The organism is Modestobacter italicus, from assembly GCF_000306785.1.
Classification (GTDB): Bacteria; Actinomycetota; Actinomycetes; order Mycobacteriales; family Geodermatophilaceae; genus Modestobacter; species Modestobacter italicus.
This window is the reverse complement of record NC_017955.1, coordinates 3,511,486-3,526,341: the sequence shown is the minus strand read 5'-3', so window position 1 is coordinate 3,526,341 and position 14,856 is coordinate 3,511,486. Positions and strand designations below refer to the sequence as shown.

General features: G+C 74.1%; 13 protein-coding genes and 1 riboswitch. Of the genes, 6 read left to right on the top strand and 7 right to left on the bottom strand.

Annotated features, from left to right (window positions below):
• Positions 1–110 precede the first annotated feature (110 nt).
• Genes qcrB through ctaE form a run of 4 tightly spaced genes read right to left on the bottom strand, consistent with a single transcriptional unit; the run spans position 111 to position 4,439 of the window.
• On the bottom strand, positions 111–1,820 hold the full coding sequence (gene qcrB / locus MODMU_RS16865; protein ID WP_014741528.1) for a cytochrome bc1 complex cytochrome b subunit: 1,710 nt from the start codon (positions 1,818–1,820) through the stop codon (positions 111–113).
• Positions 1,820–2,938: a cytochrome bc1 complex Rieske iron-sulfur subunit gene (qcrA, locus tag MODMU_RS16860; RefSeq protein ID WP_014741527.1), complete on the bottom strand. Its 1,119-nt coding sequence runs from the start codon at positions 2,936–2,938 to the stop codon at positions 1,820–1,822. The genes qcrB and qcrA overlap by 1 nt, the downstream gene beginning before the upstream one ends.
• Positions 2,935–3,816 (bottom strand): cytochrome bc1 complex diheme cytochrome c subunit, encoded by an 882-nt coding sequence (gene qcrC, locus MODMU_RS16855; protein ID WP_014741526.1) that lies wholly within the window; start codon positions 3,814–3,816, stop codon positions 2,935–2,937. The genes qcrA and qcrC overlap by 4 nt, the downstream gene beginning before the upstream one ends.
• Before the next feature lie 8 nt (positions 3,817–3,824).
• Positions 3,825–4,439 (bottom strand): aa3-type cytochrome oxidase subunit III, encoded by a 615-nt coding sequence (gene ctaE / locus MODMU_RS16850; RefSeq protein WP_014741525.1) that lies wholly within the window; start codon positions 4,437–4,439, stop codon positions 3,825–3,827.
• Between the two features lie 147 nt (positions 4,440–4,586).
• Here ctaE and MODMU_RS16845 point away from each other — a divergent pair, with 147 nt between their 5' ends.
• Together MODMU_RS16845 and trpD are read left to right on the top strand one after the other, a co-directional pair.
• On the top strand, positions 4,587–5,009 hold the full coding sequence (locus MODMU_RS16845; protein WP_014741524.1) for an ANTAR domain-containing protein: 423 nt from the start codon (positions 4,587–4,589) through the stop codon (positions 5,007–5,009).
• Between the two features lie 5 nt (positions 5,010–5,014).
• The gene (trpD, locus tag MODMU_RS16840) at positions 5,015–6,073 is read left to right on the top strand and encodes an anthranilate phosphoribosyltransferase (protein WP_014741523.1); all 1,059 of its coding nucleotides are present in this window, start codon (positions 5,015–5,017) and stop codon (positions 6,071–6,073) included.
• A gap of 56 nt (positions 6,074–6,129) precedes the next feature.
• Here the strand turns inward: trpD and MODMU_RS16835 are convergent, their stop codons facing one another.
• Both MODMU_RS16835 and MODMU_RS16830 read right to left on the bottom strand, forming a co-directional pair.
• Positions 6,130–6,417, bottom strand: coding sequence for an Lrp/AsnC family transcriptional regulator (locus tag MODMU_RS16835; protein WP_014741522.1), 288 nt, complete (start codon positions 6,415–6,417; stop codon positions 6,130–6,132).
• On the bottom strand, positions 6,414–8,363 hold the full coding sequence (locus tag MODMU_RS16830) for a DEDD exonuclease domain-containing protein (protein WP_014741521.1): 1,950 nt from the start codon (positions 8,361–8,363) through the stop codon (positions 6,414–6,416). Before MODMU_RS16830 ends, MODMU_RS16835 begins: the two co-directional genes overlap by 4 nt.
• A gap of 235 nt (positions 8,364–8,598) precedes the next feature.
• Between MODMU_RS16830 and MODMU_RS16825 the strand changes: the two genes are divergently transcribed.
• The 4 genes from MODMU_RS16825 (at position 8,599) to MODMU_RS16810 (ending at position 12,861) form a co-directional block, all read left to right on the top strand.
• Positions 8,599–8,940, top strand: coding sequence for a hypothetical protein (locus MODMU_RS16825; RefSeq protein ID WP_231851886.1), 342 nt, complete (start codon positions 8,599–8,601; stop codon positions 8,938–8,940).
• A gap of 130 nt (positions 8,941–9,070) precedes the next feature.
• Positions 9,071–9,255, top strand: a riboswitch (cyclic di-AMP (ydaO/yuaA leader).
• Between the two features lie 15 nt (positions 9,256–9,270).
• On the top strand, positions 9,271–10,362 hold the full coding sequence (locus tag MODMU_RS16820; RefSeq protein ID WP_014741519.1) for a C40 family peptidase: 1,092 nt from the start codon (positions 9,271–9,273) through the stop codon (positions 10,360–10,362).
• Positions 10,363–10,444: 82 nt separating this feature from the next.
• Complete coding sequence (locus MODMU_RS16815) at positions 10,445–11,743, top strand: M48 family metalloprotease (protein ID WP_014741518.1); 1,299 nt, start codon at positions 10,445–10,447, stop codon at positions 11,741–11,743.
• On the top strand, positions 11,740–12,861 hold the full coding sequence (locus tag MODMU_RS16810) for a glycosyltransferase family 4 protein (protein ID WP_014741517.1): 1,122 nt from the start codon (positions 11,740–11,742) through the stop codon (positions 12,859–12,861). Before MODMU_RS16815 ends, MODMU_RS16810 begins: the two co-directional genes overlap by 4 nt.
• 40 nt (positions 12,862–12,901) lie before the next feature.
• Here MODMU_RS16810 and MODMU_RS16805 read toward each other — a convergent pair whose 3' ends face one another.
• Complete coding sequence (locus tag MODMU_RS16805; protein ID WP_014741516.1) at positions 12,902–14,695, bottom strand: AMP-dependent synthetase/ligase; 1,794 nt, start codon at positions 14,693–14,695, stop codon at positions 12,902–12,904.
• Positions 14,696–14,856 lie beyond the last annotated feature (161 nt).

Sequence of the window (14,856 nt, the reverse complement as noted above, 5' to 3'; positions counted from 1 at the left end):
CGGTGAGGTGGTGGGGACGGACCCCCGGGACGGTGGGCCGTCCCATGAACGCAGCAGGGCCCCGGCGGACTGCGCCGCCGGGGCCCCTGCTGGATGGTGCGGTGTGCTGGTCAGTCGCGCGGGTCCTGCGGTCGACCACCCTCGGACGGACGGCCGCCCTCGGACGGGCGACCACCCTCGGACGGACGACCCGAGCCGGTCAGCTCGCGCCGGTCGGCCTGCTCGGCCTCGAGGCCGCGGGCCTCGATCTCGGCCTGCCGCTGCACCTCGGCCGGCTCCTCGATCGGCTTGAAGAAGCCCCGGATCGCGCGGCGGGCGCCACCGACCTGGTTCATCTTCTTGGGCACCGACGCGCCACCGTAGGCGAGCTGGCCGTGGCCGTGCTCGTCCACCGGCCCCAGCGGCTGGTGCACCTCGATGAACTCACCGCTGGGCAGCCGCCGGATGACACCGGTCTCGATGCCGTGCTCGAGCACCTCGCGGTCGTGCCGCTCGAGGCCCAGGCAGATCCGGTAGGTGGCCCAGTAGGCGATGGGGGGCAGGACCAGGAAGCCGATCCGGCCGAACCAGGTCATCGCGTTCAGGCTCAGGTCGAACTTGTCGGCGATGAGGTCGTTGCCACCGGAGATCCAGAGCACCACGTAGGCGGTGATGGCCATCGCGCCGAGCGAGGTCCGCACCGGGACGTCGCGCGGGCGCTGGAGGAGGTGGTGGCTGGCGGTGTCCTTGGTCAGCACCCGTTCGAGGACCGGGTACAGCGCCATGGCACCGAACATCAGGCCGGGGAGGCCCAGGGCGCCCCAGAGGACCGGCGGGATGTGGTAGCCCCACAGCACGATCTCCCACGGCGGGAAGATGCGGGCGCCGCCGTCGACGAACCCGATGTACCAGTCGGGCTGGGACCCCGCGGTCACCTGCGCCGGGTTGTACGGGCCGAGCAGCCAGATCGGGTTGATCTGCACCAGGCCGCCGAGCGCCGCGCACAGCCCGACCACGATGAACAGCAGGCCGGTCGCCTTGGCTGCGAAGGTCGGGAACAGCCGGTTGCCGACCACGTTGTGCTCGGTCCGCCCGGCGCCGGGGAACTGGGTGTGCTTCTGCTTGACCAGGATCAGCAGGTGCAGCGCGATCAGGCCCAGCAGGACCGCCGGGATGACCAGCACGTGCAGGATGTAGAGCCGCCCGATGATCACCTCACCGGGGAAGTCGCCGCCGAAGACGGTGAAGTAGATCCAGGTCCCGATCACCGGGATCGACAGGAAGACCGCGGAGAAGATGCGGAGCCCGCCGCCGGAGAGCAGGTCGTCGGGGAGGGTGTAGCCGGCGAAGCCCTCGAGCAGCGCCAGGGTCAGCAGCGCGATGCCGATGAACCAGTTGGTCTCCCGCGGCCGGCGGAAGGCGCCGGTGAAGAAGATGCGCAGCAGGTGGACGACGATCGAGGCCACGAACAGCAGGGCCGCCCAGTGGTGCATCTGCCGGATCAGCAGGCCACCGCGGACGTCGAAGGAGATGTTCAGGGTCGACTCGTACGCCGCGGACATCTCGATGCCCCGCAGCGGGGCGTAGGAGCCGTCGTAGACGACCTCCTTCATGGAGGCGTCGTAGAAGAACGTCAGCCAGGTGCCAGACAGCAGCAGGACGATGAACGAGTAGAGCGCGATCTCCCCGAGCAGGAAGGACCAGTGGTCCGGGAAGACCTTGTTCAGCGTCCGCCGGACGGGACCGGCCACGATCAGCCGGTCGTCGACCTCGAAGGCCGCCTTGCCCGCCAGCGAGGTCGGCTGACCGACCCGCGGACCGGGCACGGTGTTGGTCGCCATCAGCCGAGCCTCCCCATGTTCCAGAACGACGGTCCGACGGGCTCCGGGAAGTCCCCGCGCGCGACGAAGTAACCCTCATCATCCACGGTAATCGGGAGTTGGGGGAGCGCCCGGGTGGCAGGCCCGAAGATGGGCTTGGCGCCGTCCGTCACGTCGAACTGCGACTGGTGGCAGGGGCACAGGATGCGGCTGGTCTCCTGCTCGTACAGCGACACCGGGCAGCCGGCGTGCGTGCAGATCTTGGAGTAGGCGACGTAGTCGCCGTAGCCGAAGTCCTCCTGGCCGGGCGGGATGGTCAGCTCGCTGAGCTGTTCCGGGCGGAGCCGGATCAGCATGACCGCGGCGTCGTAGGCCTTGTTGCCGCCCTCGACGGCCGGGAAGACGGTGGCCAGCGAACCGGCGACCTGGTCGCCCGGGCGGACCGGCGTGCCGTCGTCCCGGAGCAGCCGCAGGCCGTCGGCCCAGGGCGTCGTCCCGAGCGGGTTGCCCTTGTTCGGGTTCTTGATGAACCCGCCCAGCAGGGAGACCAGCATGGCGCCGAAGGCCAGGCCCAGCAGACCGAGGGTCCCGGCCAGCAGCTTGCGGCGGGGGAGGCCGGAGCTGTCCAGGCCGCCCATCAGCGTGGCGCCGGTGGTCACCCGGTCGAAGTGCGACCCGTCGTGCTTGTCCTGCACGGCCGTCTCGTGCGGCAGCAGCTTCTTGACGTAGAGGACCAGGCCGATGCCGATGCAGACCATGGACAGACCGAACAGCGCGCCGAGCAGCGGGGTGTACAGCGCGCTCCAGGTGCTGGAGCCGACCCGCCACTCCCAGCTCGGCAGGAACCAGCCCGACCCGGCGTAGACGACGACGAACGCCACCGCGAACAACGCCGCGAGGGCGAACCAGAGTGTCACCTGGCGGGTGTTCTTCTTGTCAAGCGGCGAGCCGAGCGGGGCGGCGGGCTCGACGTGCAGGATCTCGACGCCGTCGTAGCGGGCACCCAGCCGGTCGAGCTCGGTGCGGTTCATCGCCGCGAGCTGCTCGGGGGTGTGCTCGTCGTCCGGACCGCCGTGCAGCTGACCCGGCTCGTCCGCGCCGCCGGCAGACCCGGGGCGGGAGTGGTCGATGGTGCTCACGCCTTCGTCCCCATCCAGAAGATCCCGAAGAGCAGGGCGCCGACGCCGACGACCCAGATGACCAGGCCCTCGGCGACCGGGCCGACCCGGCCGATGCCGGCGCCGCCGGGGTCGGCCTGGGCCTTGAGGGTCTGCACGTAGTTGATGATCGAGCGCTTCTCTTCCGGGGTGAGCTGGTTGTCCCCGAACACCGGCATGTTCTCCGGGCCGGACAGCATCGCCGTGTAGATGACCATGTCGTTGGCCTCCTCCAGCGACGGTGCCCGCTTCCCGGAGGAGAGCGCACCGCCCTGGCCGGCGAAGTTGTGGCACTGGGCGCAGTTGAGCCGGAACAGCTCTCCGCCCTCGGCCAGGTCGCCGGCACGCAGGTCACCCGAGGGCAGGGTCGGGCCGCCGCCGTTCTCCTGGATGTAGGCCATCAACTGGTCGATCTCCTCCTCGGAGAAGATCGGCGGGCGCTCGGGGGCCTGGGCCTCCTGGCGGACCAGCGGCATGCGGCCGGTGTGCACCTGGAAGTAGACGGCGGCCTCGCCGACCCCGATGAGCGAGGGCCCGCGGCCCTCGATGCCCTGCAGGTTGGACCCGTGGCAGGTGATGCAGCTGCGCGTGTACAGCTCCCGGCCGGCCTCGACGGCGTTCGACGGGTTGCCCGTCGGGTCGTCGGCGGCGCTGGCGCCCGGGGCGAGGGCGGAGTAGCCCACCCCGGTCAGCACGAGCGCGGCCATCAGGCCGGCCACGTTGGCCAGTCGGCGGCGCTGCTTGGAGCGGCGCCGGTCTCGCGCCGCGGCGGCCGGGGTGCCGGCGGCCGGACGACGGCGGAACAGCCCGCGGCGGCCGTCCTCGGCAGGAGCGACGGAGGAGGCGTTCGGAGTGGACACCCGGTTCCCTACTTGATCAGGTAGATCGTGATGAAGAGACCGACCCACACGACGTCGACGAAGTGCCAGTAGTAGGACACCACGATCGCCGAGGTCGCCTGGGCAGGCGTGAAACGGCCCATGGTGGACCGGATGAGCACGAAGACGAAGGCGACGAGGCCACCGATGACGTGCAGCGCGTGGAAGCCGGTGGTCAGGTAGAAGACCGAGCCGTACGTCGACGACGCGATCGTCGTGTCGTGGTTCACGATCAGGTTGCGGTACTCGTTCGCCTGCCCGATCACGAAGATCAGGCCCATCACGAAGGTGATGGTGAACCAGCGCCGCAGCCCGTAGACGTTGCCGATCTCCGCGGCGAAGACGCCGTACTGGCAGGTGACCGAGGACAGCACCAGGATCAGCGTGAAGACCAGGGCGTACGGGACGTCGAGCTCGGTGGGCTCCGGCGGCCAACCACCGGTGGCCCGCGCGCGCGAGGTGAAGTACATGGCGAACAGTCCGGCGAAGAACATCAGCTCGCTGGCGAGCCAGACGATCGTGCCGACGCTGACCATGTTCGGTCGAGTCAGGGAGTGCACCCGCGAGGTGTCGAAGGTGCTGCTCGCCACGGGGGCCGTTGTCACGGGCTCATCATGGCATCGGAACAGGTTGCCCACGACGCGGGGTGGCCGTGGACGGCGCGTCCCCGGAGCGGGGCTGGCACCGGGTGCTGTGCGGCGCGGCGAGCCGGGGCCCTCGTGCGACCGGCGGCTGCCACTAGGCTCCCCCGGGTGAGCCCCGACGCCGCACCGGCCACCGTGCTGGTCTTCAGCCAGCGGGCCGAGGTCCGCGCCGCCGTCCGCACCGCTCTGGGCCGCTCGCCGGCGCCGGACGTGGGACCTCTCACGTACGTGGAGTGTGCCACCGGTGACGAGGTCGTCGCCGCCGTCGACCGCGGCGGGATCGACCTGTGCCTGCTCGACGGCGAGGCCCAGCCCACCGGCGGCATGGGCATCGCCCGCCAGCTGAAGTACGAGATCGCCGACTGCCCGGCGCTGGTCGTGCTGATCGCCCGCCAGGCCGACCGCTGGCTGGCGCACTGGTCGCTGGCCGACGGCACGCTGGCCTACCCCGTCGACCCGCTCGTCGCGGCCGACGTGGTGGCGGGGCTGCTGCGCGAGCGTCTCGCGCAGCGCCCCGCCGTCCGCCGCTGACCGGGGTGGCCGCCGCCAGCCCGACCTGGCCGGGCCTGCTCACCCGGCTCCTCCGGGGCGAGGACCTGACGGCCGACGACACCCGCTGGGCGATGCGCCAGGTGATGACGGGTGAGGCCAGCCCCACCCAGGTGGCCGGCTTCCTCGTCGCGCTGCGCGCCAAGGGCGAGTCGCCGGCGGAGGTGGCCGGGCTGGCCGCCACGATGGTCGACCTCGCGACCCCGGTGAGCCTGCCGGTCGACTGCGTCGACATCGTGGGCACCGGCGGCGACGGCGCCCAGACGGTGAACATCTCGACGATGGCGGCGGTCGTCACGGCCGCGGCCGGTGCGCCGGTGGCCAAGCACGGCAACCGCGCCGCCTCGTCGAAGTCGGGCACCGCGGACGTGCTCGAGGCGCTCGGCGTGGTCATCGACCTGCCGGCGCCCGCGGTGGCCCGGTGCGTGCGGGAGGCGGGCATCGGCTTCTTCTTCGCGCCGGTCTTCCACCCCGGCTTCCGGCACGCCGCCGTGCCCCGCCGGGAGCTCGGCATCGGCACGGTCTTCAACTTCCTGGGGCCGCTGACCAACCCGGCTCGCCCGGTGGCGGCGGCGATCGGCTGCGCCGACGCCCGGATGGCACCGGTGCTCGCCGAGGTGCTGGCGCGGCGGGGCACCCGGGCCCTGGTCTTCCGCGGCGACGACGGCCTCGACGAGCTGACCACCACCACGACGTCGGCGGTGTGGGTCGTCCGCGACGGCGAGGTGGTCGCCGAGCGGCTGGACCCGACGGCGCTGGGGCTGCCGGTCTCCGCGCCGGGAGCGCTGCGCGGCGGCGGTCCGGAGGTCAACGCCGAGGTCGTGCGCCGGCTGGTGGCCGGGGACCGCGGACCGGTGCGCGACGCGGTCCTGCTCAACGCCGCGGCCGCGCTGGCCGCGTTCGACCCGCGGGGTGCCCGGCTGCACGACGCCCTGGCCGCCGGGCTGGAGCGGGCCGCCGCGGCGGTCGACGACGGCCGGGCCGCAGCCAAGCTCGAGGAGTGGGTGCGCGTCAGCCGCGCAGCCAAGGCGGACCCCGGAACCTGACGGCCCCGCTGGAGGGGCCCGCCCCGAGCGTGCGAGGGGTGGGGGCAGCGGGGTCCTTATTCGGTGGACTCGAAGCCGATCGAGAAGGCCGCCTCCAGGTCGTGCCGGGAGTACGCCCGGAACGCGACGTGGGTGGCGGTGTCCAGGACACCGGGCACCTTGTTGATCTGCCCGGCGACGACGGTGGCGATGTCGTCGAACTCGTGCACCCGGACGAGGGCGACCAGGTCGACGTCGCCGGCGACCGAGTAGACCTCGCTCACCCCGGACAGGGCCGCGACGGCCTCGGCCACCTCGCCGATCGAGTCGGTGGCGGCATCGATCATCACGATGGCGGTGATCACGCCGGGGATGCTAGCCCGGGCCCCACCCGGCCGCGGCGCGCCGCAGCCCGCCCGGTCCCGCGCCCCCGCGCGGGCCGCGGGGCCGGCTGCCCAGGAGCGACCCGGTCCGGCTGGGCCCGGGTGCCCAGCGACCGGTTGTCGGCGAAGGGGTCGCGTTCGGCCCGGCCGGCCTCGACCCGGGTCAGGAAGCCGTTGTAGGGCCCGGTGCCCGGGGTGCGGCTGGCCAGGGTGCCGGTGACGTCGACCAGCCGGGTGCCCGGCTTCTCCATCCACCGCAGCACCAGCTCGGTCTCGTCGACCGAGGCGGCCAGCTCGTCGTCCGGGCCGACCGGCGTCTCGGCGGTGGCCCGCAGGTCGGCCAGGTACCCGCGGACCGAGCGACCGCGCTCGGCGACCCCGGCGGCGACCAGCCGGCCCCGGCGCACCACGGACAGCTGCCAGCCGCCGGCACCGTCGGGCCGGGCGATCACGAACTCGGGGACGGTCGCCAGCGACTCCAGCCGCTGCCGCCGGCGCACCGCCCGCACCAGGACGGCGACCCGGTCGCGGAGCACCGCGGCGTCCTCGTACCGGCCCTCGGCGGCCAGCCGCTCGACCCGGTCCAGCAGGGGCGCGACCAGGTCGCGGGGGTCGGAGTCGACGGCCGCGGCGAAGACCGCGGCGATCGAGGCGTAGTCCTCCCGGCTCTGCGCCCCGGTGCACGGTGCCCCGCAGCGGCCCATCCCCGCCAGCGCGCAGGCGGTGCCCAGCACGGTCAGCGACAGCCGCGAGGTGCACTGCCGCAGCGGCAGGGACTCGTGGACGGCGGCGACCGCGGCGTCGGCGGCCCGCCGGTCGGGGAACGGGCCGAGGAACACCCCGGCCCCGGGCCGGACCCGGCGGACGACCGACAGCCGGGGGAAGACCTCGTCGGTCAGCCGGACCCACAGCGCGCGCTCCGGGAACCGCGACCGGCGGTTGTAGCGGGGCTTGTGCTCGGCGATGAGCCGCAGCTCGCGGACGGCGGCCTCCAGGTCGTGCGCGCAGGGCAGCGCCTCGATCCGCTCGGCCAGCGCGATCATCTCGGTCATCCGGCTGCGCTGCTCCCCGGCGGAGAAGTAGCTGCGGACCCGGGTGCGCAGGTCGTTGGAGGTGCCGACGTAGAGCGGTTGGTCGCGCGGCCCGCGGAAGAGGTAGACGCCAGGTCCGGAGGGCACGTGCTCGGCCAGGTGCCGCTTGCGCCGCCGCTGCGGGTCGACCTGGCGGGTGAGCCCGGTCAGCTCCTCCAGCGAGCTGACGCCCAGCGGGCCGAGCCGCTCGAAGAGGCCGTGCAGCACGTCGACGGTGGCCCGGGCGTCGTCCAGGGCGCGGTGGCAGGGCTGGGTCTCGGCGGAGAAGAACGGGGCCAGGGTGCCGAGCTTGCAGTTGGGCACCTCGTCGCGGGTGAGCAGCCGGCGGGCCAGCACGGCGGTGTCGACCGAGGCGAACGGAGGCCACGGCGTGCCCGTCTCCTCGCACGCGGCGCGCAGGAAGCCGAGGTCGAAGGGGGCGTTGTGGGCGACCAGCACGGTGCCCCGGGCGAACTCAAGGAAGGCCGGCAGGACCGAGTCGATGCGGGGGGCGGCGGCCACCATCATCGAGGTGATGCCGGTCAGCACGCTGATGTAGGGCGGGATCTCCCGGCCCGGGTCGACCAGGGTCTGGAACTCGCCGAGCACCTGCCCGCCGCGGACCTTCACCGCGCCGATCTCGGTGATGGCGCTGTCCTTGGGTGAACCGCCGGTGGTCTCCAGGTCGACCACGACGAAGGTGACCTCGGCCAGCGGTGTCCCGATGTCGTCGATCGTCGCCTGCAGGTAGCGCGGCCGTTCCGGAGGGGCCGTGGGGAGCGCCACCTGCCGCCAGGCCGGCGGGACCCCCTCGCCGGCGACCGACGGGAACGGCGGTGGAACGGGGTGGGACGACACGCAGCGGACGCTAGGTCGGGGGTCCGACAGTCCCGGGGAGGCCACGCCGGACCGCGGCCGCCCCGGCGTGGCGGGCGTCGCCGCCCGGGACGCCGCCGCAGGTCGGTCGGCCGGAACTGTCGGGGGGTGCTCCTAACGTCCGCGGTGTCGGACGTGGACACAGAGAAGGAGAGCCGCCGTGCTCATCGACTGCGACACCTGCACCGTCCGGGGCGAGGGCTGCGACGACTGCGTCGTGACGGTCCTGCTGGGGGCACCACCCGGCTGGCGGGGGAGCGACCCCACCGTCGTGCCGCTGACCCGCCGGCCCGCCCTGGGCCCCGACCCCGCCGAGCGCCGCCCGGCCACCACGGACGTGGCGCACCGTGCCGCCGGCGCCACTACCGGTGACGCGCCCGGTCGTGCGACGGCCGGACGTGACGTCGGTCGCATTGACACCGCGGCCCCGGACCCGTGGAGCGTCGTCGACCTCGACGAGGTGGAGCGCCGAGCGGTCCAGGCTTTGGCAGACTTCGGCCTGGTTCCGCCGTTGCGTCATCAGGATGCGTCGTCGCCGGGCGACCGGCACGTGAGCTGACAAATCCCACGCGTGCGATTTGTCAGCTCTGGCCCCCACTCCGGGGTTTGACAGGGCTTCATCTCGATCCGGTCACGGCCTTAGGTTCGTCGTGTCGGAGAGGGACGTAGTCGCCACTGAGGGTGACCCCGCTCGGACACCGCCGAACCACCGGACCGCTCTGCGGCGAGGTGGACCGGGGACCCACCGCAGTCCTGGGGTGAGTTCTCACGTGCGCCGGGAACGGGGCACACGCGCCGACGACGGCGCGCCGAGACAGGGCGTTCCTTCGCCCGAACCCGTCAGCTGACTCGGTAGGCGGTCGAGTGGAAGAAACGGAGTCCGCCGCCCGTGGCGCGTCCTCAGTCCGGTGCCCTGTCCGCCCTGCGCCCGTCCGGGTCCGCTGCCGCTCCGGCCCGCACCGGTCGTGCCCGGGGCCTCGGACGGGTCAGTACCGGGCTGCTGCTGGCGCTCGCCGTGGGCGGGACGCTGACCGCGCTGCCGGGCAGCGCGTCGGCCGCGCCGGCGGTCACCCACGCCGCCACGGCGGACGAGGCCACCGCGCTCCTCGCCGACGCCAACCGTGACCTCGAGGCCGTCACCGAGCAGATCAACGAGGCGCAGGACACCCTGCGCGAGCAGCAGGCCGCCGCCGACGCCGCAGCGCAGGCGGTCACCGACGCCCGGGCCCAGCTGGCCGCGCTGGACGCCCAGATGCGCCAGGTCGCCCGCAGCGCCTTCACCGGCGAGAACCTGTCCCGCTTCAACGCGCTGATGACCAGCGGCTCGGCGGAGGAGTTCCTCTCCCAGGTCACCACGCTGGACGCGATCGCCGGCCACACCGACGACGTGCTCGCCCAGGTCGGCGCCGCCGCCCAGGCCGCGCAGCAGGCCAAGGCCGACGCCGACGCGGCCACCGCCGCGGCGGAGCAGACCCTCGAGGACGTCACCGCCAAGAAGGCCGACCTGACCTCCGCGGCCGCCGACTACCAGGCGCAGTACGACGCGCTCAGCGTGGTGCAGCAGCGGGCGGTCGTCGCCGAGTCCGCCGGCCCGGTGCTGGAGCCGCCGGCCGAGGTGGTCGCCTCCAGCGACGCGGCCCAGGTCGCCGTCGACACCGCGATGGCCCAGCTGGGTGACCCCTACGTCTGGGCCGCGTCCGGCCCCGACGCCTTCGACTGCTCCGGCCTGACCCAGTACGCCTACGCGGCGGCCGGGGTCACCCTGCCGCACTCCAGCGCCCGCCAGTCGACGATGGGCACCGCGGTGTCCCGGGCCGACCTCCAGCCCGGTGACCTGGCCTTCTTCTACAGCCCGGTTAGCCACGTGGGCATGTACATCGGCAACGGCCAGATGGTGCACGCCTCCACCTCCGGCCAGCCGGTGATCGTCTCCACCGTGGACATGAAGGGCTACGTGGGCGCCCGCCGTCTCGTCGGCTGAGCCGGGCGGTCTTCCCGAGCGGCTCAGGCAGCCTGCCTAAGCTCGCCGTCGTGCCCGCGCAGACCCCCTCGGACCGGCCCGCGTGAGCACCGCGCAGGTGTCAGCCCCCGCCGCCCCCGGCACGCGCCGGGCGGCGCTCGCGGTGGCCGTCCTGCTCGGCCTGGCGCTCGCGGTGGTCATCGCCGTGGTCACCCCGTGGGACCTGCTGCCCACCCCCGCGGGTGGCCGCACGCCCGTCGACCCGTCGGCGGCGTTCACCCCGGCCCAGATCGCCCGCGCCGAGGACTTCGCCGGCGCGCTGCGCCCCGCGTCGCTGGCCTCCCTGCTGCTGGGCCTGGCTGTCTCCGCCGTCTTCGGCCTGACCCGCGCCGGGGCGGCCACCGCCCGCGCGGTCGCCCGGCCGCTGGGTGGCGGCTGGGTGTGGCAGGTGCTGCTGGGCACCGTCGCCATCCTGGCCGTGGGCCGGCTGGTCACCCTGCCGCTGGCCGCCTATGCGGAGGTGGTCCGGCACCGCTACGGACTGTCCACCCGCGGGTGGGGGCTGTGGGCCCGGGACGTCGCCACCTCCACCGGCATCGACGCCGGCCTGACCGCGCTGGGCCTGCTGGCGCTGGTCGCGCTGGCCCGCCGTGCGCCCCGGACCTGGTGGGCCTGGGCCGGCGGGGCCGCCGCCGCGCTGGTCGTGGTCGGCTCGTTCCTCTACCCGCTGCTCATCGAGCCGGCGTTCAACCGCTTCGACCCGATGCCGGCCTCGCCGCTGCGCACCGAGCTGCTCGCCCTCGCCGACCGCAGCGGCACCCCGGTGCAGGACGTGCTGGTCGCCGATGCGAGCCGGCGGACCACGGCGCTCAACGCCTACGTCTCCGGGTTCGGCTCCACCCGGCGGATCGTCGTCTACGACACGGTCCTCGACCAGCTCTCCGACGCCGAGATCGAGTCGATCGCCGCCCACGAGCTGGGCCACGTGGCCACCGACGACGTCCTCACCGGCACGCTGATCGGCGCGCTGGGTGCCGGCGCGGGCGTCGCGCTGCTGGGCTGGCTGCTCGGCGCCCCGCCGCTGCTGCGGCGAGCAGGCGCCACCGGACCGGGCGACGGGCAGGTGGTGGGTCTCCTCCTCCTGCTGCTGGCGGTGGGCACCCTGGTGTCCACGCCGGTGCAGAACCTGGTGTCCCGGCACATCGAGGCGCGGGCCGACCTGCACGCCCTCGACCTCACCGACGACCCGGCGTCCTTCGTCGCGGTGCAGGAGGCGCTCGGCGTGGCCAACCTGAACGACCCCGACCCGCCCGCGGTCTGGCAGTGGGTGTTCGGCTCGCACCCCACCGCGGCCCAGCGGGTCGCCTTCGCCGGCGACTGGGTGAAGGACCACGGCGGGTGAGCCGCACGCTGGTCGTCACCAACGACTTCCCGCCCCGGCAGGGGGGCATCCAGACCTTCGTCGCGGCGCTGCTGGCGACCCGGCCGGCCGGGTCGCTGGTGGTGCTCGCCTCGGACCACCCGGGCGCCCGCGAGCACGACGCCGCGCTGCCCTACGAGGTGGTCCGCGCCCCCACCGGGATGCTGCTGCCGACCCGCGCGACCGCCCGCACCGCCGCCCGGCTGGCCCGCGAGCACGGCTGCCGGACCGCCTTCTTCGGCGCCGCGGCGCCGCTCGGGGCACTCGCGCCCGGCCTGCGCCGGGCCGGCGTGGCACGGCTCGTGGGCGCCACCCACGGGCACGAGACCGGCTGGGTCGCCCTCCCCGGCGCGCGGCAGGCGATGCAGCGCATCGCCGGGGGGCTCGACGTGCTGACCTACATCAGCCGGTACACGCACAGCCGGCTCGCGCCGGCCCTCGCCGGCCGGACCGAGCTGGTGCAGCTGTCCCCGGGCGTGGACGTCGACCGGTTCAGCCCCGCCGCCGACGGCGGCCCGGTGCGCGAGCGCTACGGCCTCGGGGACGCGCCGGTCGTCGTCTGCGTCTCCCGGCTGGTGCCGCGCAAGGGGCAGGACACCCTGGTCCGCGGCTGGTCGCAGGTCCTCGCCCGGCACCCGCGGGCCCGGCTGCTGCTGGTCGGCGGCGGCCCGTCGGAGGCCGCCCTGCGGAAGGAGGTCCGGGCCCGGGGGCTCGGGCACTCCGTCGTCCTCACCGGGGGAGTGGCGCCCGAGCGGCTGCCCGAGCACTACGCGGCCGGGGACGTGTTCGCCATGCCCTGCCGCACCCGCCGGGCGGGGCTGGACGTCGAGGGCCTCGGCATGGTGTTCCTCGAGGCGGCCGCCTGCGGGCTGCCGGTCGTCGCCGGCACCTCCGGCGGCGCCCCGGAGACGGTCCTGGAGGGGGTCACCGGGCACGTGGTCGACCCGCGGTCACCCTCCGCCGTCGCCTCGGTGCTGGCCGACCTGCTCGACGACCCGGCCCGGGCCCGGGCGATGGGCGCCGCGGGCCGCGGGTGGGTCGAGCAGCGCTGGTCCTGGACGACGATCGGTCAGACCTTCGCCGCCCTGCTCGAGCCCTAGCGGAGTCCCAGCGCTCGGAAGTGATGCGCTGGGACTCCACTCAGCGGGCGTAGAGGGCCTCGACCTCGTCGCCGAACTCCTTCATGACCACACCGCGCTTGAGCTTGAGGCTCGGCGTCAGGGTGCCGTTCTCCTCGGTGAAGTCGACGCTCAGCACGCGGTACTTCTTGATCGCCTCGGCGTGCGAGACCGCCTTGTTCGCCTCGGCGACGGCGGCGTCGAGCTCGGCGCGCAGCTCCGGGTCGTCGCGGAGCTGCTCGGGGGTGAGCGACTCGTCCTTGCCGGTGCTCTTCAGCCAGGCCGGCAGCGCCTCGACGTCGAGGGTCACCAGCGCGGCGATGAACGGCCGCTGGTCGCCGACGACGATGCACTGGCTGACCAGCCGGTGGGCGCGCAGCCGGTCCTCCAGCACCGCGGGGGCGACGTTCTTGCCGCCGGCGGTCACCAGGATCTCCTTCTTGCGGCCGGTGATCCGCAGGAAGCCCTGGGCGTCGAGCTCACCGATGTCGCCGGTGTGGAACCAGCGCTCGGCGTCGATCGCCTCGCGGGTGGCCTCCTCGTTCCGCCAGTAGCCGCGCATCACCACCCCGCCGCGGAGCAGCACCTCGCCGTCGTCGGCGATCGCGGCGTCCACGCCGGGCAGCGGCCGGCCGACCGTGCCGATCCGGATGGCCGCGTCGTGGTTGACCGCGGCGGCGGCGGTGGTCTCGGTCAGCCCGTAGCCCTCGAACACGGTGACCCCGATGCCGCGGAAGAAGTGGCCCAGCCGCTCGCCCAGCGGCGCGCCCCCGGAGATGGCGCCCTCGCAGCGGCCACCGATCGCGGCCCGCAGCTTGCCGTAGACGAGCCGGTCGAACAGGGCGTGCTGGGCGCGCAGCAGCAGACCCGGACCACCGGTGTCCTGCGCGCGGGACCAGTCGACGGCGACCTGAGCCGCCCGGTCGAAGATGCGCCCCCGGCCGCTCTCGTCGGCGGAGGCCTTCGCGCTGTTGTAGACCTTCTCGAACACCCGGGGGACCGCGAGCAGGAAGGTGGGCTGGAAGCGGCCGAGGTCGCCGAGCAGGTCCTTGACGTCGGGGGTGTGCCCGAGCACGACCCGGTTCTGCATCGCGCCGATCTCCAGCACGCGCGCGAGCACGTGCGCCAGCGGGATGAACAGCAGCAGCGAGGCGTCGGCGTTCAGGTGGTCGCGCAGCAGGCTGATGCCGTTGCGGATCTCGAACAAGAAGTTGGCGTGGGTGAGCTCGCAGCCCTTGGGCCGGCCCGTCGTCCCGCTGGTGTAGATCAGCGTCGCCAGGCTCGCCGAGGTCAGCGTCGCCCGCCGGGCGGTCAGCTCGCCGTCGGGCACGTCGGCGCCCGCGGCGGTGAGGGTGTCCAGCGCGCCGTCCTCGATGACCCACACCGACCCCAGCTCCGGTGCCTCGGCGCGCACCGAGTCGACGGCGGCGGCGTGCTCGGCGGTCTCGACGACCAGCGCCCGGGCGCCGGAGTCGGACAGGATCCAGGCGATCTGGTCGGCGCTGGAGGTCTCGTACACCGGGACGACAACGGCGCCGGCGGTCCAGATGGCGAAGTCCAGGACGGTCCACTCGTACCGCGTCTTGGCCAGCAGGCCGACCCGGTCGCCGGGCTGCACGCCGGCGGCGACGAGCCCCTTGGCGACGCCGGCCACCTGCCGGGCGAACGCGGCGTAGGTGACGTCCTCCCAGTGCCCGCCGCGCTGGACGCGCAGGCCGACCGCGTCGGGGTGCTCGGCCGCGTTGGCCGCGACCATGTCCGTCAGGGCGTCGTCGGGCCCCACGGTGGCGGTGGGGGGAACGCTCAGCTCGCGCACGCCGGTCCTCTCTGCGCGCCCTGCCCGAGGCGCCGTCGCCTCCGGCCCGGACGGGGGTCGGTCCGCCAATCTAGCGCGCCCGGGCTCCTGCGCAGCAGGCCAGCGCCCACCCGAGGGGGACAGCCGGCCCCACGGTCGGCCCGGGGCGGGCGGGGGCAGCG